Here is a 23,185-nt window from a genome sequence, read left to right as displayed (position 1 = left end):
ATGAAAGTAAATCAAGTAGAACTAGTCATTAGTGCAGTAAAACCTGAGCAATATCCTAGTGAGGGCCTTCCGGAATTTGCCCTTGCTGGAAGATCGAACGTCGGAAAGTCGTCATTTATAAATAAAATGATTAATAGAAAAAGCATGGCAAGAACCTCATCAAAGCCTGGAAAAACACAAACGCTAAATTTTTACAAAATAGAAGAATCTCTATATTTTGTCGATGTTCCGGGCTACGGGTATGCTAAGGTTTCAAAAAAAGAGCGGGAAGCATGGGGGCAGATGATTGAAACATATTTTACATCAAGGGAAGAGTTGTTGGCTGTTCTTTTGATTGTTGATCTGCGCCACCCTCCAACAAATGATGATGTGATGATGTATGACTTTCTAAAACATTATGAGCTCAAATGTTTAGTTGTTGCAACAAAAGCGGATAAAATTCCCCGCGGCAAATGGGATAAACATAAAAAAATAGTGAAAGAAACACTTGACCTTGATCCAAACGATGAGATTGTTGTTTTTTCCTCTGAAACTGGACTTGGTAAAGACGAGACATGGAATATATTAAGTAATATTTCTAAAAGATAAAAAAACGGGCATTTAGAGAATTTTCTCTAATGCCCGTTCTATTTTTTCTTTTTCATAAATAAAAAATAGGCTCCTACAATTATAAAAAAATATGGCTGAAAGTTGCTAATATTAGTGATATTATGTCCTTTACTCACTGCCCAATCTACTAATCTCTCGAAAAAAAGTAATACAACGGATACGGAAAGGAAAAGTAAGCCTTGGAAAAGACCCGTTCCTGTTTTAACATATTTTAGTAATAATCCTACCGCAATTAAAAGTAGAAAAATACCGACATGATCCGGCCAGGCTTCGAGTTTATTGGCTATATGAAAATGAAGCCCTAATCCCGTTAAAATTACTCCAGGGAGTATCGATTCATAATCTTTTCCAAAATATCCATTGGCAAGAAAGCCAATTCCTACGATGACGAGCAGCGTCGGCCATGTGTAAAATCCTTGAAAAGGGGAAAAATTATATTGCTGAAATAGAAAATAGATGCCAAATCCGATTAATGTGACTCCTGAAAGATAAGATTGTTTTTTCATAATATTGACACCAATCCTGTAAACTTGTATTTCTTCAACCCATTTGTTATGTTACATAAGAATAAATCAATTATGTTTTTAATATAACACACCTTTCAAGATCTGTTCACATCTTTTTAGAATTCTTCTAATCTGACGTGGTATAATAGACGATAAGAGCAATAAATCTGGAGGTGCAAGAATTTAATGCACATCATTGAAGTAGGACTCAATTATAAAACGGCTCCAGTTGAAATAAGGGAAAGGCTTGCTTTTTCTGAAACGGACTTGCCTTTAGCCATGACAACGTTAAAAAGAAAAAAAAGTATTTTGGAAAATATGATTGTTTCCACTTGTAATCGTACGGAAGTATATGCGGTTGTGGACCAATTGCATACTGGACGCTACTATATAAAACAATTTTTATCAGAATGGTTTAATGTGGATCAAGAGGAATTTGTAGACCACTTATATATTCATGAACATGAATCTGCTGTAGAGCACCTTTTTAATGTGACTTGTGGTTTGAATTCAATGGTTCTTGGGGAGACGCAAATACTTGGCCAAATTAGAAATAGTTTCCTCATCGCCCAAGAAAAAGGTGTTACTGGCACTATTTTTAATCATTTAGCAAAGCAGGCGATAACGGTTGCTAAGCGTGCACATTCGGAGACGGATATAGGTGCCAATGCTGTTTCTGTTAGTTACGCCGCAGTAGAACTGGCTAAAAAGGTGTTTGGTAATTTAAAGGATAAACATGTCCTTGTTATTGGTGCAGGTAAAATGGGCGAGCTTGCGATAAAAAATCTTTATTCCAATGGTGCTACAAAGGTGACTGTTGTAAATAGGACATTCGAAAAAGCACAGTCGCTAGCCGAACAGTTTTCTGGTAAGGCTAAAAAGCTTACTGAGCTGCAATGTGCGCTGATAGAAGCGGATATAGTCATAAGCTCCACTGGTGCGAATGGCTATGTAATCGATAAAAACATGCTTGCCAATATGGAGAAAATTCGAAGAGGGCGTCCTTTATTTCTTATGGATATTGCTGTCCCTAGAGATATTGATCCAGCTGTTTCCGAATTGGATAGTGCCTTTTTATATGATATAGATGATCTTGAAGGAATTGTTGAAGCCAATATGGTGGAAAGAAAAAAAGCCGCTGAAAAAATCTCGTCCATGATTGATTCAGAAATAACTTCCTTTAATGAGTGGGTTAATACACTTGGGGTCGTTCCTGTCATCTCAGCACTGCGTGAAAAAGCGAATGCCATCCAACTAAATACGATGGAAAGTATTGAGCGAAAATTACCGGATTTAACTGACCGCGAGCGGAAAATAATTAATAAACATACAAAAAGCATTATTAATCAGCTGTTAAAGGATCCTATTTTACAAGTGAAGGAATTTTCAGGGGAACCTATGGCGGCTGAAAAAATCGCTTTATTTAAACAAATATTTGATTTAGAAGCTTCTAGTAGTGGACAAGCAGAACAACGAGAGAAGCATCCAGTGTCTTTCCCGCTTCCTACTTTCCAATCCTAAGAGGACGTGTGAAATGATAGAGCTAATGATGTTGAGATTGCCGGAAATTGTTATTGTTATATATGCTTTATCTATTTTATTGTACTTTTTTGATTTTCTTGAACACAATCGGAAGGCAAATCGACTTGCCTTCCTGCTTCTTTCGATTGTTTGGATTCTTCAAACAATTTTTTTATGTCTATATATGTTGGAAACAGGAAGATTTCCTGTGCTTACATTATTTGAAGGTCTTTATTTTTATTCTTGGGTGCTCATAACACTCTCCCTTATGATCCATCGAATATTAAAGGTGGATTTCACAGTATTTTTTACGAATGTTCTCGGGTTTACGATTATGGCCATCCATGCGTTTGCTCCGATCCAACGGCCGGCAATGGCAGAACTGCTTATTTCGGAATTATTATTTATTCATATTACAATGGCTATATTATCATACGGTGCATTTACATTATCCTTTGTCTTTTCGGCACTCTATTTGCTTCAGTATAAATTGCTAAAAGGAAAGATATGGATACAACGTCTTTGGCGCTTGAGTGATTTGGCTAATTTAGAGAAAATATCTTATGTATTAAACTTAATTGGGATACCTATGCTTCTTTTAAGCCTTATTCTTGGTTTGCAATGGGCTTTTATGAAACTTTCATTCTTTCAATGGTATGATCCAAAAATCATTGGTTCCTTTTTCGTGTTATTGATTTACAGTTTAGTCTTATATTTGTATAGAAAAAAGCAAATGTACGGAAAAACGCTCGCTTTATGGAACACAGCAGCGTTTCTTATTGTATTGGTTAATTTTATTTTCATAAGTCGATTATCAAATTTTCATATATGGTATGAGTAATTTATAAAAAGGCAGGAGATCATTTCATGCGAAAAATCATCATTGGCTCAAGAAGAAGTAAACTGGCATTAACACAGACAAACTGGGTTCGTGAACAACTGGAAAAGCTAGGGGCTCCTTTTGAATTTGAGGTAAAAGAAATTGTGACGAAAGGTGATCGCATTCTTGACGTAACCCTATCAAAGGTGGGAGGAAAGGGTCTTTTCGTTAAAGAAATAGAACAAGCCATGATTGATGGTGAAATTGATATGGCCGTTCATAGCATGAAGGATATGCCTGCTGTTCTTCCAGATGGACTAGTCATCGGTTGTATTCCTGAAAGAGAAGACCCGCGTGACGTGTTGATCTCAAAGGACCATATTAAGCTTAAAGATCTTCCAGCAGGTGCAAAAATAGGTACGAGCAGTTTAAGAAGAAGTGCTCAAATTTTGGCAATACGTCCTGATTTGGAAATTAAATGGATTCGTGGAAATATAGAAACCCGTTTAAGTAAGCTTGAAACAGAGGATTACGATGCTATTATCTTAGCTGCTGCTGGACTTTCCCGTATGGGGTGGAGTACAGACATAGCAACCGAATTTTTGGAGCCTGAAAATTGTCTGCCTGCTATTGGACAAGGGGCGCTTGGGATCGAATGCCGATCGAATGATCTAGAGTTGCTTGAGCATTTGGCGAAACTAACATCTGATATTACTGCTCGTGCTGTTGAAGCTGAACGTGTCTTTTTGCATGAAATGGAAGGAAGTTGCCAAGTGCCAATAGCGGGATACGGAAGAATTCTGGATAATAATGAGATTGAGCTTACCACTCTCGTCGCATCTCCTGATGGAAAAATAGTGTACAAAGAAAAAGTCACTGGGTGGGAACCACGGTTAGTTGGCGAAAAAGCTTCCAAACTTTTAATTGATCAAGGAGCAAAGGATTTGATTGATCAAGTAAAGGACGAATTGGAAAAATGAAAAGTAAAGAGCTTCCGTTAAAAGGCAAGCATGTTCTCATCACACGTGGTGGTGACCAAGGCGATAAGTTTTGTATGGATGTTGCATCAATGGGAGGGATACCTCACATGGTCCCTCTAATTGATTTTCGTGCACATCATGATCAAAATGCAGCTATTTTTATTAAAAATATGAATCAATATGAATGGATTATTTTCACGAGTAAAAATGGCGTTCATTATTTTTTTCAACAAATAAATGGCAAAGCCAATGAACACATATTTCATAAAGGCAATATCCAATTTGCAGTTGTTGGTGAAAAAACGAGGGAAGCTCTTAGTCGTTATCGGCTTCCTTCCCGTTTTATGCCGAATGTGTATACTGCTGAAGATTTTGCCCGTGAGTTTTTTAATCAAGGATTAACTGGGAAGAAAGTTTTGATTCCAAAAGGGAATCTTGCAAGTAATATTATTGCGGAAAGTTTCAGGACAAGGGGATTTACCGCAGATGAATGGATTGTATATGAAACGTATTATCCAACGAAAGAAACGGATAAGCTGCTCCATTTTTTGGAAGATGATTTGCTTGATGTAGCTGCTTTTACAAGTCCGTCTACATTCAATCATTTTATAAAAATTGTGGGTCAGCATCATCTTGAGCCGCATGCCAAAAAGCTGTTATTTGCTGCAATTGGCACTGTAACAAAAAGAACGATTGAACAAGCAGGTTACTCTACACATATTTGTCCCAAAAATTTTACGATTGACGATATGTTCCATGAGATATGTATATTTTTTCAACAAGCAAGTCTAGGAAAGGAATGATAAGCAATGGGAAAACTTGAATTTAAAAGGCATCGGAGATTACGACATTCCGCAAATATTAGATCGATGGTACGCGAAACACATTTACATGTGGAGGACTTTATTTATCCGCTCTTTATTGTAGAAGGAGTAAATGAAAAAAATGAAGTTTCTTCCATGCCGGGCGTTTTTCAAATTTCCTTGGATCTATTAAAGGAGGAACTAGATGAGATTGTTAACCTCGGCATAAAATCGGTTATTTTATTCGGGGTTCCGAAAGAAAAGGATGACTGTGGAACAGGAGCGTTCCATGATCATGGGATTGTCCAGGAAGCAACGAGGGAAGTAAAAAAACATTATCCTGAGCTGCTTGTCGTAGCGGATACGTGTTTATGCGAATATACCGATCATGGACATTGTGGGGTTGTTGAGAACGGATATGTTTTAAATGACGAAAGTCTTGGATTACTTGTAAAAACCGCGATAAGTCAAGCGAAAGCTGGAGCAGATATCATTGCTCCTTCCAATATGATGGATGGGTTTGTTGCGGCAATTAGACAAGGATTGGACGAGGAAGGCTTTGAACATATTCCGATCATGTCTTACGCTGTCAAATATTCTTCTGCTTTTTATGGTCCATTTAGGGACGCGGCAAATAGTACACCACAATTTGGCGACCGGAAAACATATCAAATGGATCCTGCCAATAGGATGGAAGCTTTAAGAGAAGCACAGTCTGATATTGAGGAAGGGGCAGATTTTCTAATTGTGAAGCCGGCACTTTCCTATATGGATATTATTAGAGATGTAAAAAACAACTTCAATGCTCCTATCGTTGCATATAATGTTAGTGGTGAATATTCCATGATTAAAGCAGCGGCTGCAAATGGATGGATAAATGAAGAAGCGATTGTGATGGAAATGCTCACAGGTTTAAAACGTGCAGGAACTGATATCATTATTACTTATTTTGCAAAAGATGTTGCTAAGTGGTTGAAAGAAGCAAGGAACTAAAGCGAAAGCGCCTGTTCATCGACATACAAACTTCAGGTCCTAAGACTTGCGATAAAGAAAACACGGTGAGGAACGAGCTAGTGAAATTGGCACCTCAAATTTCACCTGATGTTGACTTATCGTAAGGAGGGGGATAAGAAGTTTGCTAGTCGATAGGCACTGACGCTAGATAGGAACAAATAAGTTGGAGGTTTTTTCGATGCGTTCTTACGAGAAATCAAAGCAGGCTTTTGAAGAAGCGATCAATTTAATGCCGGGTGGTGTTAATAGTCCAGTCCGTGCATTTAAATCCGTGGACATGGACCCAATCTTCATGGAGAGAGGAAAAGGGTCTCGAATCTATGATATTGATGGTAATGAGTATATTGACTATGTTTTATCTTGGGGTCCATTAATTCTTGGACATGCAAATGATCAAGTAGTAGAAGCGATAAAAAAGGTTGCGGAAAATGGGACGAGCTTTGGTGCCCCAACCGTTATAGAAAACAAACTTGCTAAGCTTGTTACAGACCGAGTTCCATCCATCGAGATCATTCGGATGGTTTCCTCTGGAACGGAAGCAACGATGAGTGCTTTGCGTCTTGCTAGGGGCTATACTGGTCGAAATAAAATTTTGAAATTCGAGGGCTGCTATCACGGTCATGGGGATTCTCTTTTAATCAAAGCTGGTTCAGGTGTTGCCACACTCGGATTGCCTGATAGCCCTGGAGTACCTGAAAGTGTCGCTAAAAATACGATTACCGTTCCGTATAATGATTTAGAAAGTGTTCAGTACGCCTTTAAAGAGTTTGGTGAAGACATCGCTTGTATTATCGTCGAGCCAGTAGCTGGAAATATGGGTGTAGTTCCCCCTCTTCCAGGATTTTTAGAAGGACTCCGGGAAGTTACAAATGAGTTTGGGGCACTATTAATTTTTGATGAGGTCATGACGGGTTTCCGTGTCGGCTATAATTGCGCTCAAGGGTATTTTGGGATTACACCTGACTTGACTTGTTTAGGAAAAGTAATTGGCGGTGGCCTCCCTGTTGGTGCATATGGCGGCAGGGCAGAAATTATGGCGCATATTGCTCCAAGCGGGCCAATCTACCAAGCGGGTACACTTTCTGGGAATCCCCTTGCAATGACAGCTGGATATGAGACACTTTCCCAGCTGAATCCTGGAACGTATGAGGAATTCAACCGAAAGGCTGATCAATTGGAAGCAGGCTTGAAAGAGGCGGCAGAAATGTATGATATTCCCCATACAATTAATCGTGCCGGTTCTATGATTGGCATTTTCTTCACGAATGAAAAAGTAATTAATTATGAAAGTGCTAAGAAATCAGATTTGGCATTATTTGCGAGCTATTACAAGGAAATGGCAAATAACGGTGTGTTTTTACCGCCGTCACAATTTGAAGGCCTATTCCTTTCGACTGCTCATACAGACGAAGATATTGCAAAAACAATTACAGCCCTTAAAACTACATTTAGTGAGATTAAAAAGTGAAAATGTCAGGAGTGATGGTTACAGCCATTACTCCTATTTTTTTTTCATAAAATTAACTATTCTCTCATAGGCTGTAGTGACCGATATTATTTGCATTGGAAATGAAAGGAGGAATCAATCTTGCCCGATCGCCAACAAACATCATTAAAATTCCCATTGGAAGAAACTGTATGGTTTCAAAAAGGACAGGAAGTAGATGAACTTATTTCTATATCATTAGATCCAAATATATCGATTATAGATGAAGATGATTATGTTGTACTAAAAGGAACTCTCGAATTAAGCGGTGAATTTAAATCTGCCCTAGGAAACGATGCGATGGGAGATTTTCCTGTAGCCGGAAGGACGTATATCGAAGCCGTAAATATCCGTAATGAAGGAGATAGCATCTTTTCTCATCAATTCCCAGTCGATATTACAATTCCAAAAAGAAGAATTGTCAATGTAGATGATATGGAAATTGAAATCCATACGTTTGATTACGAGTTAGAAGAAAACAGTAGGTTAAAGCTTATTGCAGATATTTATGTACACGGTATTTATGAGGAAGCAATGGAAATACGTGATTCTTTCGAAGAGAATTTGGACGATGAAGATCAGCTTAATGATCTTTATGAAGATGAAGAACAAGAGGAAATCGAAGTAGATGATGAGGATGCTCCTGTAGAGGTAGAGTTATTAGCACGTTCATCTAAGGATGATGAGAATCAAGAAGATGAAGAGTTGTTTGAACCTTTTTCGGTTGAAGCAAGGGTTCTTCCACAAGATGGATTTGAAAGTAATGAGAAAATTCATTTTCATCCTTCCATTCCTAAAATACCAGAACTTTCATTGGAAACGTTGGCACAACGTACACTAGACTTTTTTCCTTTTCAAGATCGTGTTGAATCTCATCAGCACTATAACGCGGAATCACCAACTGAATACTATGAATCCTCTTATGAGTCATCAAGCAGCATTGAATCAAGTCCTGAAGAGGAAAATACGGTTGTAAAGAAAAAGAAAGATAAATATAAATCCATGTCTTTTGCGGACTTCTTTGCCAGGAAAGAAGATGAATCACATACAAAAATGAGAGTTCGACTCGTTCAACAAGGAGACTCGATTCAACAACTTGCAGACAAATATGAAGTTAGTGTCCAACAAATATTACGGGCGAACCGCTTGGAAGCTAGTCATGAGGTGTATGAAGGGCAGGTTTTATATATTCCGGCGAAAGTCAATTCTCCTCTTAAGAAAAATAGATGAATACCCTAATGAAGGAGGACTCCTGCACGGCAGTTTGTCCTCTTTTTTAATAAAGCAGGTGGGATCTAATGACAAGCTTTACAAATGAGGAAATAGGCAGGTTGGTTCATTATTATGGATTAACAATGAACTTTGTTGAAAAACATGGCCGCGTATATAAAATTTATACGGATAAAGGGGAATTTGCCTTGAAACAAATAGAGGCAAAAAAAGGGCTTGATTTCCTTCGCTATGTTCAACATTTGTATCAGCGGGGTTATAACAGGATTGTTCCAATTTATCCGTCTTTAGATGGAAGATATGGGATTTTGGAAGGAAATTGGCTTTTTTATTTAATGCCTTGGCTGGAAAACAAAGAAAGAGAAGGGCGACTACAAAAGCATAAAGATTTATTTCGCGAACTCGCCCGTCTCCACACTTTATCCGTTCGTGAAGTTCCTATTACGAAAGAAATGAGGGAAGAACACTATGAACAAACTACGGCACGCTGGGAAAACGAACGGGAAGCATTAGCATCCTTTGTAGAACGAAGTGAAAGAACGGTGTATATGTCTCCTTTTCAGCTTCTTTTTTGTACGTTTTTCAGCGAAATAAATGGTGCAGAGCGCTTCGCTTTAAATAAAATAAAAGAATGGCAAGAAGCTACGAATGAAGAAACAAAAGCAAGAAGTGTCATCATCCATGGGAAATTATCAAATGAGCATTTTCTTTATGACGAAAATGGCACTGGTTATTTCACGAATTTCGAACAATCACAAATAGCATCACCCATTCATGATTTACTTCCTTTTTTAGATCGGACATTAAGTACTCATCCGAAGAGGTTTGATGAAAGTATAGAGTGGCTGGACACATACTTTCGCCATTTCCCCTTTAAAGCGGAAGAAATGCTTTTATTTCTTAGTTATCTAGCCCATCCCGGTGCGATTTTCAGAGTAGTCGAAAGGTATTTTTCATCAGGTAAAGAAAAAAACGAAATGAAATTTGTAAACCAATTACAGCATCAATATTGGCGCATGAAAAACACGGAATATGTGGTGGTAAAGCTTGAGGAAAGAGAAAGAATGAAAAAAGAGCAACAGCAGACACCCCCCTCCAACTAACTCCTGGAAGGGGATTATTCATATCCAATCATAGTGGTACGCGAGTGAAAGGGCAATAAAAATCGCCAATAATAATACATCTATCGTACTAGGGAATATAAAAGTCCGGATTGCCTGGAAAATGGTAAAAGGAATGATAAGTTGCTTACAAACCGCTTTAAAATTCCTAAACCAATTTTGAAACGTGTATTGATTAAACTTCCTTTTCACTTATTTTACCTCCTCTCCAAAAGCCCCTATTATAAAATATGCTTTTTTGGGTATCATGTGATTAGAAAAGCGGAAGCGCCTGTTCATCGACGTAAAAACTTCAGGGCCCCTGACTGAGATATAGGAAACACGGCGAGGTTGGAAAAGCGGAAGTCGCCTGATCAGCCCCGACAAGCAAATGTTCTGAGACAAAAAAAGTCCGTATTTTGACTTTTATTGACTCAGGTTATTTGACCTCGAGGGGCTGGCGACTGCAGCTAGACAAGACGAGCCGATGTTGACTTATCGTAGGGAAGTGGTCAAGAAGTTTTCTAGTCGATAGGTGCTGTAGCTAGACAAAGAAAAGCGGAAGCGCCTGTTCATCGACGTAAAAACTTCAGGCCACTGACTGAGATATAGGAAACACGGCGAGGGACGAGCCGATGTTGACTTATCGTAGGGAAGTGGTCAAGAAGTTTTCTAGTCGATAGGCGCTGTAGCTAGACAAAGAAAAGCGGAAGCGCCTGTTCATCGACGTAAAAACTTCAGGCCACTGACTGAGATATAGGAAACTCGGCGAGGTTGGAAAAGCGGAAGTCGCCTGATCAGCCCCGACAAGCAAATGTTCTGAGACAAAAAAAGTCCGTATTTTGACTTTTATTGACTCAGGTTATTTGACCTCGAGGGGCTGGCGACTGCAGCTAGACAAGACGAGCCGATGTTGACTTATCGTAGGGAAGTGGTCAAGAAGTTTTCTAGTCGATAGGCGCTGTAGCTAGACAAAGAAAAGCGGAAGCGCCTGTTCATCGACGTAAAAACTTCAGGCCACTGACTGAGATATAGGAAACACGGCGAGGGACGAGCCGATGTTGACTTATTGTAGGGAAGTGGTCAAGAAGTTTTCTAGTCGATAGGCTCTGTAGCTAGACAAAGAAAAGCGGAAGCGCCTGTTCATCGACGTAAAAACTTCAGGGCCCCTGACTGAGATATAGGAAACACGTGGAGGGACGAGCCGATGTTGACTTATCGTAGGGAAGTGGTCAAGAAGTTTTCTAGTCGATAGGCGCTGTAGCTAGACATAGATGGCCCATTTTTAAAAATTGCAATGAAATGATTGATTTATGAACGGAATTTCGCTACTATAATGAATAATAGTGAGAACGAAAAAATGCATGGACAGGGAAGAGTACATGTGAGGATTGTTTTTTAGAGAGGGAATCAGTGGTGAAAGATTCCTAAACAGTTCCTATGGAAGGTCGCCCTCGAGCAGCTTCTATGAAACGTAAGTAGTAGAAGCCGGTTAAAAACCGTTATGAATATAAGTGCCGGATCATGAGGTTTTTTGATCTGTGAAAAAAGGTGGTACCGCGAACCCGCTCCCTTCGTCCTTTTAACGAAGGGGGCTTTTTTATTTTCTATAACTAGTTAGGAGGAAAAACGTATGGAAGAAATAAAGATGCCAACGAAATACGAACCGCAAAGTATCGAAAAAGGCAGATATGAATGGTGGCTTAAGGGTAAGTTTTTTGAAGCGAAAAGTGACTTGGAGAAAGAACCATATACGATAGTAATTCCGCCGCCTAATGTAACTGGGAAGCTGCATCTTGGCCATGCATGGGATACGACACTTCAAGACATTTTGACGCGGATGAAAAGAATGCAAGGGTACGATGTATTATGGCTCCCTGGGATGGACCATGCAGGAATCGCTACTCAAGCAAAGGTGGAAGAAAAATTACGAGAAGAAGGCAAAACACGCTATGATTTAGGCCGCGAAAAGTTTCTTGAAGAAACGTGGAAATGGAAAGAAGAATATGCGGATTTCATTCGCCAGCAATGGGCTAAGCTTGGCTTAGGACTGGATTACTCAAGGGAACGCTTTACTCTTGACGAAGGACTTTCAAATGCAGTTCGTGAAGTGTTTGTTTCCCTCTATAATGAAGGTTTAATTTACCGCGGAGAATACATCATTAACTGGGACCCAGCTACGAAAACAGCCCTTTCCGATATTGAAGTTATTTATAAAGATGTTCAAGGTGCATTCTACCATATGAATTATCCGCTTGCAGACGGAAGTGGCAGTATTGAAGTTGCAACGACACGTCCGGAAACAATGCTTGGTGATACTGGGGTTGCAGTACATCCTGAAGATGAGCGCTATAAACATTTGATTGGAAAAACAGTTATCCTTCCAATCATTAGCCGTGAAATCCCGATTGTTGCGGATGATTATGTTGATATGGAATTTGGTTCTGGTGCCGTAAAAATCACTCCAGCGCATGATCCTAATGATTTTGAAATTGGCAATCGTCATAATCTTGAACGTGTCCTTGTTATGAACGAAGACGGCACGATGAATAAAAACGCAGGGAAATACGATGGTATGGATCGTTTTGAATGCAGGAAGCAAATAGTGAAAGATCTTCAAGACGAAGGTGTTCTTTTCAAAATAGAAGAGCATTTACATTCTGTTGGGCATTCAGAGCGTAGTGGTGCAGTAGTAGAACCGTATTTATCAACCCAATGGTTTGTTAAAATGCGGGTCTTAGCTGATCGCGCGATTGAATTGCAGAAGAGTGAAGAAAAGGTTAACTTTGTCCCGGATCGTTTTGAAAAAATCTACATGCATTGGATTGAAAATATTCGTGATTGGTGTATTTCTCGTCAGCTTTGGTGGGGACACCGAATTCCAGCTTGGTATCATAAAGAAACCGGCGAAATATATGTAGGGCACGAAGCACCAGCTGACGAGGAAAACTGGGAACAAGATAAAGATGTTCTTGATACGTGGTTCAGTTCGGCATTATGGCCATTTTCAACAATGGGTTGGCCGAATGAAGAGGAAAATGATTTCAAACGCTACTATCCTAATAATTGTCTCGTAACGGGATATGATATCATTACTTTCTGGGTATCAAGAATGATTTTCCAAGGTCTTAAATTTACTGACCAAAGCCCGTTTCGCGATGTATTAATTCATGGACTTGTTCGAGATGCTGAAGGACGGAAAATGAGTAAATCACTTGGAAATGGTGTTGACCCAATGGAGGTCATTGACAAATACGGAGCAGATTCACTTCGCTACTTCTTATCAACTGGAAGCTCACCAGGTCAGGATTTACGTTTTAGCATGGAAAAGATTGAAGCAGTGTGGAATTTCGCTAATAAAATTTGGAATGCTTCAAGGTTTGCTCTTATGAACATGGGCGGGCTCACTTACAATGAAATTGATTTGTCAGGAGAAAAATCTGTAGCTGACAAGTGGATCTTGACACGTCTAAATGACACAATTGATACAGTAACAAAACTAGCTGACAAATATGAGTTCGGAGAAGTTGGCCGTGCGCTTTATAACTTCATCTGGGATGATCTTTGCGATTGGTATATCGAGATGGCGAAGTTGCCATTATATGGTGAGGATGAAAAAGCAAAATTAACGACTCGCTCGGTGTTGGCTTATGTTTTAGATAATACGATGCGTTTGTTGCATCCATTTATGCCATTTATTTCAGAGGAAATTTGGCAAAACCTTCCGCACGAGGGTGAATCCATCACTGTAGCAGCGTGGCCGCAAGTTGATTCTAGCTTATCAGATGAAACAGCAGCAGGTGAAATGAAACTATTGATGGATATCATCCATTCTGTCCGTACGATAAGGGCGGAAGTGAATACGCCGATGAGCAAAAAAATCAAGATGATATTGAAAGCTAAAGACGAAAAGGTGTTGGCTGAGCTCGAAAAAAACAAGCATTTCATCGAAAGATTTTGTAATCCAGAGGAGCTCGAGATCGCTATTAATATTACAGCGCCAGAAAAATCGATGTCTGCAGTTGTAACAGGTGCGGAACTCTTTTTACCACTTGCTGGACTCATTAATATCGACGAGGAAATCGCTCGATTAGAAAAAGAGTGGGATAAGTGGAATAAAGAAGTCGAACGCGTTCAGAAGAAACTTTCGAACGAAAAATTCATTGGTAAAGCGCCACAAGCAATTGTTGATGAAGAACGGGCGAAAGAGAAAGATTATACAGAGAAACGGGCAACGGTTGAAGAGCGAATGAAAGAATTAAAATCAGAGTAATGACATTTGAAGCGAATCCACAAACGGATTCGCTTCGATATTGAATTCAGAGGTGCAGAAAAATGTTGCAATCATATGAAGAAGCACTGGGGTGGATTCATTCCCGACTAAGACTAGGGATTAAACCGGGACTTAAACGAATGGAATGGATGCTTGAAAGATTAGGAAACCCAGAGAAAGGGCTTAAAGCCATTCATGTTGGCGGGACAAATGGGAAAGGCTCTACCGTGGCATACCTTCGTTCCGTTTTGAATGAAGCGGGTTATAAAGTAGGTACTTTTACCTCCCCGTATATCGAACAATTTAACGAAAGAATTAGTGTTAATGGGCTGCCAATTCAGGATAATGAAATCACGCAATTGACCAATGTCATTAAACCACTATCAGATGAATTGGAAGAAACTGACCTTGGCTCACCAACGGAATTTGAAGTCATTACCGCAATGGCTCTCTATTATTTTGGCAAAATGAATCCAATGGACATTACGGTTATTGAAGTAGGGCTAGGTGGAAGATTTGATTCAACGAATGTGATAGAACCTATTGCTTCGATTATTACAAATATTGGAATGGATCATACGCAAATACTAGGTGACACGATTAGTAAAATTGCTTTTGAAAAAGCAGGGATTATTAAACAAAATACACCTATTTTTACATGTGTGAAAAATGATGAAGCTTTAGCTGTTTTGAAAGAAGCAGCAAATGAGAAAAATTCAATGATGACTCAAATCGGCAAGGACTTCTTTGTTTCTGATTACCGTTCCTTAGAAGAATGTGAACAATTTACATATACATCAAAATGGGGTGATTTGAAAGAATTGCAGCTTTCACTCCTAGGGAAGCATCAAACAGATAATGCTGCAGGCGCAATAGCAGCATTGGAGTATTTAAATAAAAATGGATTTATTCAAGTAGATGAAAATAAAATAAGATCCGGTTTAAAGAAAGCCTATTGGCCAGGGAGAATGGAAATATTACAACAGCTTCCAACCGTGTTAATTGATGGTGCCCATAATCCTGAAGGTGTTCAAGCTTTTGCAAATGCCATAGGACAGCGTTACAAAGGTAGGAAAGTTAAAATTATCTTTTCAGCCTTGAAGGATAAAGACTTGACTGTGATGTTTAAAATCTTTAAGCAGATGGATGTGGAACTTTATTTAACCGAGTTTGATTTTCCAAGGGCAGCTTCAGCGGAAGAATTAATGGTGCTTAGCAATAACCCAATGGCTCATGCAAATTCTAATTGGCAAGAACTCATGAGATCGCTGATTTCTTCAATGAGAGACGACGAGGTATTGGCTATCACTGGATCTCTTTATTTTATATCAACAATTAAGCCATTTTTGAAGGCAGTTATAGGGGAATGATTTGTTATGTTGTGTGGAATTTCCACAATTGAGCTCTTAAGTTCCACATTTTATGTACGAAGAAACATATTTAAAACCTTAACAGGAAAATTCCTCTATTATAATTCTAAAAAAGTCAATCAAAAACATAAAAGCAGATGAAATACGATTTCAGCTGCTTTTTGTATTTGATCCTAAAATGCAATACATATAAGGATAATAGAAACTTGATAAATTATTTATACTCTATTTCTTCATCGGGTGGCGTTATTTCAGTTGGTGGGTTTTCAGGAATTTCTGATTTAATATCTTTGCCTAATACATAGATGGTTCCTTCAGGTTGGTTTTTCGGGCAAACATCTTTATCTGTTATTACGGGTTGATTAGTTCCCAAAAAGGCTTTTCCTTCCACACAAATTTTCCCTGTAACATTATGCCAACGCGTACTAAATAGATTTCCTTTTATGTGTAAGATGGAACCCTGTCCAATACTAATGTGTGTAAAACTTGCACTTTTCTCAATTGTAATCATTACATTCTTTTCGATTGTTGCGCCTTCGCTCATCATAAAATTTCCAGAAACTAGTAATGTTGAATTTTGATCAAATGTTGCTGCTGGAATTTTAGCATCACCCTTGATTATTGTATTGGAATAATTATTAAAACGTATATTTTTACCGGAGTAAAGCGCCCCCCCAATGTTCACTTCCGACCGCTCACCTATATTTATTGCATTATTAAACAATGCATTTCCACCAATGTTTATTTTTGTATCTTGCTGGAAATCAGCATTAAGATCAAAGATAGCGTTATTTCCAATATTTAGTGAGGAGTACGGCTGAAATCTAGTACTATCTTTGAAAATAGCGTTATTTCCAACTTGCAGATTTGTACCTCCAAATACTAAATTATACTCAAAAAGTACATTATCCTTAACTGTTATGCTTGTTCCTGGACCTAGTGTTAGGGGATTAGAAAACCTTTTACTATCTCCTGTTTCTTCATAAGCAAAAACTAGTCTCGAAGGGTTATCTATTTTCTTAAAATCATTGCTATCTTCAAATGCCGGGTTGCTATTACCGCCTTCGCCACCACTTCCTCCGTCATTTCCGCCCCCAATGCTTCCTATTAATTCATACTTCGCGGTAAGCAATCTTCCTTTTGATTCATCACTTTTTTTCCCAATACTGTTAACAGTGACTGTAATTTTATTCGTATTTTTATCTAAAGTAACTGGAGGAACGGTTAGGGTGTATGAATGTGTATTATCCGTTATCTTCCAAGATTTATTATTTAGTTTGGTTAATGTTTCAGATAAACGATTTTTTAAATCTTCTAATGTAGCATTCCGATCTTTACTTATCTCTTCATTTATTTGTACTAATGCCTTATTCAAGTTCTCTTTAAAAAAAGTAATCCCCATTTCCGCGACTTCAGTTTCTTGTATATACGTTTCACTTTTTTTTACTTCAGCCCGGGAATTGAATGTATATATCATTAAAGTTGCAGCAAAAAGGAATATTAAAACGATAATGCCTAAAGTGATGATCAATGCATGACCTTTTTCATTTTTTATCATTTAATATCCCTCACAATTTACTTAGGATTGTTGAAACTGAGATTTCTTTACCGTATTCTCGATCCTTAATGGTTAATTTGACTTTAATATTTTTAGGGTTGTTATTTATTTTGCTCACTAATAATTCATAGTCATAGTTTTTTGAAAAGGAGAATTCTCGTTCATTTGTAATAATGGTTAATGAACCATCTTCAGTTTTAAATGAGAATTGTGAATTTTTTTCATGGATCACTGTTAATGTATGTAGAATTAAATTTACTTCCTGTTGCAGTTCAGACTCAACCTTGGTCATTTTCATAGAGTTTGTTGCAAAATGTAATATGCCGAATAGAAGTGCAAAAACGATTGATGCAATTGCCCCGGCAAGTAATACCTCAACAAGTGTCAGTCCACGATTATTTTTAAAATAAGCTTTCATTCTAGCAGCCCCTTTACTTTTATATATCCATTCGATTGGGTTAAGGGCTTTTTATAGTCTATATCATTTTTTGCATATATAGTAATGGACACTGTCCGAAGTTGATATTTCACTTCATCGTCATTAGTGGGTAAAATGGTTGCCCTTGGAAGAAACTTACCATAATCATCCTCTGGATGGATCATGTTGAATGTATATGGTAATGTATTTTTCTTAACAGCATCCTTTATTTCTTGATTATAATCTCCTTGTTGAACATGAAAGAGAGCGGTCCTAGCAATTTGTTGTGCTTCTAATTTTTGTTTGTTTAGCGAAGAAAATAGGTTATATTGCGTAAGGACTGTTATGAAACTAGTTAAAATGATCGTTATAATTGCCATGGATATGACAATTTCCAGCAATGTCACACCTTTTTCATCATTAATAAAATATTTTCGCTGCATACCGCCACCATCTTTCAAATTCCTCTCCACTATTATACAATATTCATAGAATGAAGTGATAGATGCAGGAGAAAAGTCCTGTATCGAAAGGTGAGGATGAAAATTGACTGTAGGAAAATTGAAGATTTTGTTTCTTATACTGGTTTCTTCCAGTTTTATCGTTGGTTGCTCACAAGTTAAATATCAATTTTCTAATAATCCTCAAGCTTCAGTAGAAGCCGCTGCCAATGTAGAAGAAGAAAATCCAGATCAGGAAAGCCAAGTAGTAGATACATATGTCGAATCTATTATTAGTGAAGTGAATAAAAAAATTTTACATATTACCCCCAACTTTCAATTACTTTTGGATTCCATTCAAGATATTGAGATTTCTGGAAAATCCCAATTTTCATTATTACATCACATAAACAATTTAAAACTTTCAACTATAGACGGTAAAACAGCAAGCGATGTTGCATCCATTCTATATGAGCTTGTGCTCCAATCAAATCTTATTATTATGGAAAGAAACATAAGCACAACACTGGATAGAAGCAATGATTTAGGCATTGAAGCCAAGATGGACCATGAAAGTCAGCAAGATTTCAGCTTTTACAATCCAAACAATGAGCCCATTAAAATAACATGGGAACAAACAGGCAAGGGTGTAATCGCAAGATTGCTAGGCCCAACACAAGATGAACACTACCAAATTCGTTTCGAGGATAAAAAATCATATCCACCAAAAATCATAAAACAATACAGTCCAGCCCTTAAGAATAATGAAGTTCAAATAAAGGAAAAAGGAAAAGACGGCAGCTCTATCATTGTCATAAAAGAAACGATTAATTCTAGTAATGAAGTGATTGCTCAGGAGGTTGTAGCAAAAGACTTTTACCTACCTGTTCACAGGATTGAGATTCATAGTTTAGTAAAAGTCAACCCTAATAATGAGATAGCGCAAACTGAAGAAAGAACAGATTTCGAGAATGCAGAAAACGTCGACAATCCTGACAATGCAATGAATTCAAATAGACAGGATCCAAATGAAGAGGAAGAAAATGATTTCATTTGGACAGATCCAGGAGATATTGTGAAATAAACCAAAGTGGTGATATAAATGGTTAAAACTAGAAAACGTCTAGGGGATTTGTTAATTGAGTCCGGCATTATTACGGATAATCAGCTAAAAGAAGCGTTAATGGAGCAAAAAGGGAATCAAAGACTAGGCGATACTTTGGTTCAAAAAGGGTATATAACTGAGCAACAATTAATAGAAGTATTAGAGTTTCAGCTTGGCATACCCCATATTAGCCTTTACAGATATCCTTTTGATACTAAGTTGTTTTCAATTATTTCGAGGGACGTCGCAAAAAGAAATCTCATTATTCCTTTGAAAAAGGAAGGCGATAAACTTTTTGTTGCCATGGCAGATCCAATGGATTTTTATACTATAGAGGATCTAAGGCTATCCACCGGATTTCATGTAGAAACGGCAATTGCGTCTAAGGATGAGATTATAAGAGCGATCAATAAATATTATGACATGAGTGATCATTTCGATGATATGCCTGACCAAATTCCAGTAGTTGCGGAAGTTACGGAACAAAATGAGATTACGGACCAAGATTCGCCAATCGTAAAACTTGTCAATCAAATTATTACAAATGCATTTGTACAAAGAGCAAGTGATATTCATATTGATCCACAAGAGACAAAGATTGCGATTCGTTACCGTGTTGACGGTTTGCTGCGAACAGAGCGAATGCTTCCGAAGCATATGCAAAGCGTACTTACAGCTAGAATTAAAATTATGGCAAATCTTGATATTACTGAATACCGAATTCCCCAAGATGGCAGGATTAAAACGAATGTTGATTTTCGTCACGTAGATGTTCGTGTATCCACACTTCCAACTGTTTTTGGTGAAAAAATTGTGTTAAGGATTATGGATTTAAGCAGCAGGTTGAATGACTTAAATCAATTAGGTTTTAATAGCAAAAACTTCAATCGACTATTAAATATGATTGAAAAACCTCATGGAATTGTATTGATTACAGGTCCTACTGGTTCAGGGAAATCTTCAACATTGTACGCCGCCCTTAACCATTTGAATGATGAACAGGTTAATATTATTACAGTTGAGGATCCAGTTGAATATCAATTAGAAGGAATTAATCAAATACAAATTAATCCTAATGTTGGTTTAACGTTTGCGACGGGATTGCGTTCCATCTTACGCCAAGACCCAAATATTATTATGGTTGGGGAAATCCGTGATAAAGAAACGGTCGAAATTGCGATTCGGGCGTCTCTTACCGGACATCTAGTTTTATCAACAATCCATACTAACGACTCCTTAAGTACAGTCACACGGCTTTTTGATATGGGCGTCGAGCCATTTTTGATTGCAAACTCCATAACAGGAATTGTGGCACAGCGGCTTGTCAGAAAGGTATGCCGGGATTGTGCAGAAGAACATAACCCAACGGAGCGTGAGATTGAAATTTTCGCAAAAAGAGGACTGGAAATCGATCGGGTTATCCGTGGGCGAGGTTGTGCCTCTTGTAATATGACTGGATATCGTGGACGGATTGCCATACAAGAAGTGCTTGAAATGAATGAAGAATTGCGAAAAGCAATGATGAATAATGAACCATTTTCAAGATTAAGAGAACTTGCAATTGAAAATGATACGATTTTCCTAATTGATGATGGATTATTAAAAGTACAACAAGGCATGACAACGACAGAAGAAGTATTGCGAATTGCGATAGTGGAGTAGGTGAAGGGATGGAGAATCAAAGTAATAGTTTATTAACTTCCGCGTTTGAATTAGGAGCATCTGATCTTCATTTAACAGTTGGCGTTCCTCCAATTATGCGAATAAATGGAGCGTTAAAACGATATAGCCGTGAAGAGCTAACACCTAATGATACAGAGCGAATCGCTAAGTCACTTATCCCTACAAATCTTTGGGATTCTTTTAAAGAAAAAGGGGAAATTGATTTTTCTTACGGAATCCCTGGCATTTCACGATTTCGTATAAACGCATTTCACCAACGTTCATGCGTGGCGCTTGCAATCCGGGTGATTCCGACCCATATTCCAACGATGGAAGAATTAAAGCTGCCGCCGATTTTAAAAAAGCTTTGTGAAAAGCCACAAGGGTTAATTCTTGTGACAGGTCCGACCGGAAGTGGTAAATCGACTACACTAGCTGCCATGATTGATTATATGAATAAGACAATGAGCAAGCATATTATTACATTGGAAGATCCGATTGAATATTTGCATAAGCATGGGATGTCAATTATTGATCAAAGGGAAGTAGGATTTGATACACAGAGCTTTGACCAAGGATTGAGAAGCTCCTTAAGGCAAGATCCCGATGTCATTCTTGTTGGTGAGATGCGTGACCTCGAAACAATTCAAACAGCGATTACAGCGGCAGAAACAGGACATCTTGTGTTAGCGACGTTGCATACTTCGAGTGCTCCTTCAACGATAGATAGAATTATTGATGTATTCCCACCTGCCCAACAAACGCAAATAAGGATTCAACTTGCATCTGTATTAACGGGAATTATCTCACAACGTCTATTCCCAACAGTGGATAGGAAAGGAAGAGTTGCCGCAACAGAAATGCTTGTCCATAATGCCGCAATCGCCAATCTAATACGAAGTGAGAAAATTCACCAAATCTCAAATGTGCTGCAAACGTCAAGAAGTGAAGGGATGCATTTACTTGAGACAAGCATTAGGGATCTCGTGGCATCAGAGCAGGTTTCAAAAGAAATAGCACATCCGTATCTAAAAGGAAATGACTTATAATGGCGCGATTTAAATATAAAGGGCGAAATCGACAAGGGATTGTAACTGGAAAAATAAATGCCAACTCAAGAAGAGAAGCGATGGAAAAAGTGAATTACGAAGGGGTCCGAATTATCGATATTGAAGAAATTCCGGAATCCTTTTTAACGAAAGATATCTCACTTGGTGGAAGCGTTAAGCTTCATCATATCGTGGTCTTTTTAAGGCAATTTTCTACATTACTTAAAGCTGGGGTAACGGTAGTAGAAGCAATAAGGATATTATCAGCTCAAACTGACAGTAAAATGCTTAGTAAAGTGTTGAAACAAGTTGAGGGAGAGCTGAGAGAAGGACAACCGCTATCCGATGCATTCGGAAAACATCCAAAAATCTTTGATTCTCTTTTTATTAATCTAGTAAAGGCTGGAGAAATTTCGGGAACGTTAGACGAGACGTTGGAACGTTTAGGAGAACATTATGAAAAGCAGCATCGAACGAGGCAAAAGGTTATATCCGCTCTATCTTATCCACTTGTCGTAGGATGTATCGCGTTAGGTGTTGTCACTTTTTTACTTATCGCAGTTGTTCCGACTTTCGTGTCCATGTTCGATGGAGTGGGTGGGGAACTCCCAGGAATAACGAAATTTGTATTAAACGTTAGTAATTTCGCCAAGGACTTTTGGTATATTATTTTCCTTTTTATCATCCTTTTTATCCTAGGTATATTGGCTCTTAATAAAAATAAAAAAACAAAGTATTATATGGATTTAATTGTCCTCAAGATTCCAGTTATTGGAATGATAATGCAAAAGGCGATTATCGCAAGGATGACAAGGACATTAAGCTCAATGCTAGCAAGCTCTGTACCGATTTTACAAGCTTTATCATTGGTGGAAAAAGTAGTTGGAAATAATGTGATGGCTGATGTCATCAGGAATTCTAGAGTATCTCTTGAGGAAGGGAAATCTTTAGCAGGTCCAATCGAACAGCACTGGGCTTTTCCGCCGCTCGTCTCACAAATGATTGTAATTGGCGAAGAATCGGGTTCATTAGATGAAATGTTAGCGAAAGTAGCTGACTTTTATGAACATGAAGTCGACGCTGCTACAGATCGGATGAAAGCACTGCTAGAACCATTAATGATTGTAGTATTAGCAGGTCTTGTCGGCATCATAGTGACAGCCATTGTCATCCCAATGTTTGAGATTTTCGACAATATCCAAAACTACTAAAAAAATTGTTGTCAAAATATGCTTACTGTG

General features: G+C 38.2%; 20 protein-coding genes and 1 other annotated feature. Of the genes, 15 read left to right on the top strand and 5 right to left on the bottom strand.

The features are described from left to right. Positions 1 to 588, top strand: a complete 588-nt coding sequence (yihA, locus tag NQ185_RS02745) for a ribosome biogenesis GTP-binding protein YihA/YsxC (protein ID WP_257579989.1) — start codon at positions 1 to 3, stop codon at positions 586 to 588. Between the two features lie 38 nt (positions 589 to 626). Here the strand turns inward: yihA and NQ185_RS02740 are convergent, their stop codons facing one another. Next, a complete protein-coding gene (locus NQ185_RS02740) occupies positions 627 to 1,115 on the bottom strand; it encodes a LiaI-LiaF-like domain-containing protein (protein ID WP_257579988.1) in 489 nt (162 codons plus the stop codon). Between the two features lie 186 nt (positions 1,116 to 1,301). On the opposite strand from NQ185_RS02740, the gene hemA reads away from it, so the two are divergent. From hemA to ysxE, 8 genes are all read left to right on the top strand, one after another. Then, complete coding sequence (hemA, locus tag NQ185_RS02735; protein WP_257579986.1) at positions 1,302 to 2,636, top strand: glutamyl-tRNA reductase; 1,335 nt, start codon at positions 1,302 to 1,304, stop codon at positions 2,634 to 2,636. 13 nt (positions 2,637 to 2,649) lie between these two features. After that, a complete protein-coding gene (locus tag NQ185_RS02730; protein ID WP_257579985.1) occupies positions 2,650 to 3,477 on the top strand; it encodes a cytochrome c biogenesis protein in 828 nt (275 codons plus the stop codon). Between the two features lie 26 nt (positions 3,478 to 3,503). After that, positions 3,504 to 4,436: a hydroxymethylbilane synthase gene (gene hemC / locus NQ185_RS02725; RefSeq protein ID WP_257579984.1), complete on the top strand. Its 933-nt coding sequence runs from the start codon at positions 3,504 to 3,506 to the stop codon at positions 4,434 to 4,436. Then, the gene (locus NQ185_RS02720) at positions 4,433 to 5,239 is read left to right on the top strand and encodes a uroporphyrinogen-III synthase (protein ID WP_257579983.1); all 807 of its coding nucleotides are present in this window, start codon (positions 4,433 to 4,435) and stop codon (positions 5,237 to 5,239) included. The genes hemC and NQ185_RS02720 overlap by 4 nt, the downstream gene beginning before the upstream one ends. Positions 5,240 to 5,245: 6 nt before the next feature. Beyond that, positions 5,246 to 6,232, top strand: coding sequence for a porphobilinogen synthase (hemB, locus tag NQ185_RS02715; RefSeq protein WP_257579981.1), 987 nt, complete (start codon positions 5,246 to 5,248; stop codon positions 6,230 to 6,232). A 199-nt stretch (positions 6,233 to 6,431) separates the two neighbouring features. After that, positions 6,432 to 7,721 (top strand): glutamate-1-semialdehyde 2,1-aminomutase, encoded by a 1,290-nt coding sequence (hemL, locus tag NQ185_RS02710; protein WP_257579980.1) that lies wholly within the window; start codon positions 6,432 to 6,434, stop codon positions 7,719 to 7,721. Between the two features lie 120 nt (positions 7,722 to 7,841). Then, complete coding sequence (spoVID, locus tag NQ185_RS02705; protein ID WP_257579979.1) at positions 7,842 to 8,969, top strand: stage VI sporulation protein D; 1,128 nt, start codon at positions 7,842 to 7,844, stop codon at positions 8,967 to 8,969. A 68-nt stretch (positions 8,970 to 9,037) separates the two neighbouring features. Beyond that, positions 9,038 to 10,072 carry a spore coat protein YsxE gene (gene ysxE, locus NQ185_RS02700; RefSeq protein WP_257579978.1) on the top strand — a complete coding sequence of 345 codons (1,035 nt, stop codon included), beginning with the start codon at positions 9,038 to 9,040 and terminating at the stop codon, positions 10,070 to 10,072. Between the two features lie 18 nt (positions 10,073 to 10,090). Here ysxE and NQ185_RS02695 read toward each other — a convergent pair whose 3' ends face one another. Continuing rightward, positions 10,091 to 10,282, bottom strand: a complete 192-nt coding sequence (locus NQ185_RS02695; RefSeq protein ID WP_257579977.1) for a YszA family small membrane protein — start codon at positions 10,280 to 10,282, stop codon at positions 10,091 to 10,093. A gap of 1,143 nt (positions 10,283 to 11,425) precedes the next feature. Continuing rightward, positions 11,426 to 11,654, top strand: a binding site (T-box leader). Between the two features lie 48 nt (positions 11,655 to 11,702). Between NQ185_RS02695 and NQ185_RS02690 the strand changes: the two genes are divergently transcribed. Next, positions 11,703 to 14,342 carry a valine--tRNA ligase gene (locus NQ185_RS02690; protein ID WP_257579976.1) on the top strand — a complete coding sequence of 880 codons (2,640 nt, stop codon included), beginning with the start codon at positions 11,703 to 11,705 and terminating at the stop codon, positions 14,340 to 14,342. A 62-nt stretch (positions 14,343 to 14,404) separates the two neighbouring features. Next, on the top strand, positions 14,405 to 15,712 hold the full coding sequence (locus tag NQ185_RS02685; protein WP_257579975.1) for a bifunctional folylpolyglutamate synthase/dihydrofolate synthase: 1,308 nt from the start codon (positions 14,405 to 14,407) through the stop codon (positions 15,710 to 15,712). A gap of 214 nt (positions 15,713 to 15,926) precedes the next feature. On the opposite strand, the gene NQ185_RS02680 is transcribed toward NQ185_RS02685, so the two are convergent. The 3 genes from NQ185_RS02680 to NQ185_RS02670 are packed head-to-tail and all read right to left on the bottom strand — an operon-like array spanning position 15,927 to position 18,149. Then, positions 15,927 to 17,270 (bottom strand): hypothetical protein, encoded by a 1,344-nt coding sequence (locus NQ185_RS02680; RefSeq protein ID WP_257579974.1) that lies wholly within the window; start codon positions 17,268 to 17,270, stop codon positions 15,927 to 15,929. A 10-nt stretch (positions 17,271 to 17,280) separates the two neighbouring features. After that, positions 17,281 to 17,688 carry a PulJ/GspJ family protein gene (locus NQ185_RS02675; protein ID WP_257579973.1) on the bottom strand — a complete coding sequence of 136 codons (408 nt, stop codon included), beginning with the start codon at positions 17,686 to 17,688 and terminating at the stop codon, positions 17,281 to 17,283. Next, a complete protein-coding gene (locus NQ185_RS02670) occupies positions 17,685 to 18,149 on the bottom strand; it encodes a type IV pilus modification PilV family protein (RefSeq protein ID WP_257579972.1) in 465 nt (154 codons plus the stop codon). Before NQ185_RS02670 ends, NQ185_RS02675 begins: the two co-directional genes overlap by 4 nt. A gap of 85 nt (positions 18,150 to 18,234) precedes the next feature. On the opposite strand from NQ185_RS02670, the gene NQ185_RS02665 reads away from it, so the two are divergent. The 4 genes from NQ185_RS02665 to NQ185_RS02650 are packed head-to-tail and all read left to right on the top strand — an operon-like array spanning position 18,235 to position 23,155. Continuing rightward, a complete protein-coding gene (locus NQ185_RS02665) occupies positions 18,235 to 19,212 on the top strand; it encodes a VanW family protein (protein WP_257579971.1) in 978 nt (325 codons plus the stop codon). Between the two features lie 18 nt (positions 19,213 to 19,230). Beyond that, positions 19,231 to 20,895: a GspE/PulE family protein gene (locus NQ185_RS02660; protein WP_257579970.1), complete on the top strand. Its 1,665-nt coding sequence runs from the start codon at positions 19,231 to 19,233 to the stop codon at positions 20,893 to 20,895. A gap of 8 nt (positions 20,896 to 20,903) precedes the next feature. Beyond that, entirely contained in the window at positions 20,904 to 21,944 is a 1,041-nt protein-coding gene (locus tag NQ185_RS02655; protein WP_257579968.1) for a type IV pilus twitching motility protein PilT, read from the top strand. Further along, positions 21,944 to 23,155 carry a type II secretion system F family protein gene (locus tag NQ185_RS02650; RefSeq protein ID WP_257579967.1) on the top strand — a complete coding sequence of 404 codons (1,212 nt, stop codon included), beginning with the start codon at positions 21,944 to 21,946 and terminating at the stop codon, positions 23,153 to 23,155. The genes NQ185_RS02655 and NQ185_RS02650 overlap by 1 nt, the downstream gene beginning before the upstream one ends. The last annotated feature ends 30 nt before the right edge of the window (positions 23,156 to 23,185 follow it).

The organism is Lederbergia panacisoli (assembly GCF_024626525.1).
GTDB lineage: Bacteria > Bacillota > Bacilli > Bacillales > Bacillaceae_C > Lederbergia > Lederbergia panacisoli.
This window is presented reverse-complemented; position numbering and strand designations above follow the sequence as displayed.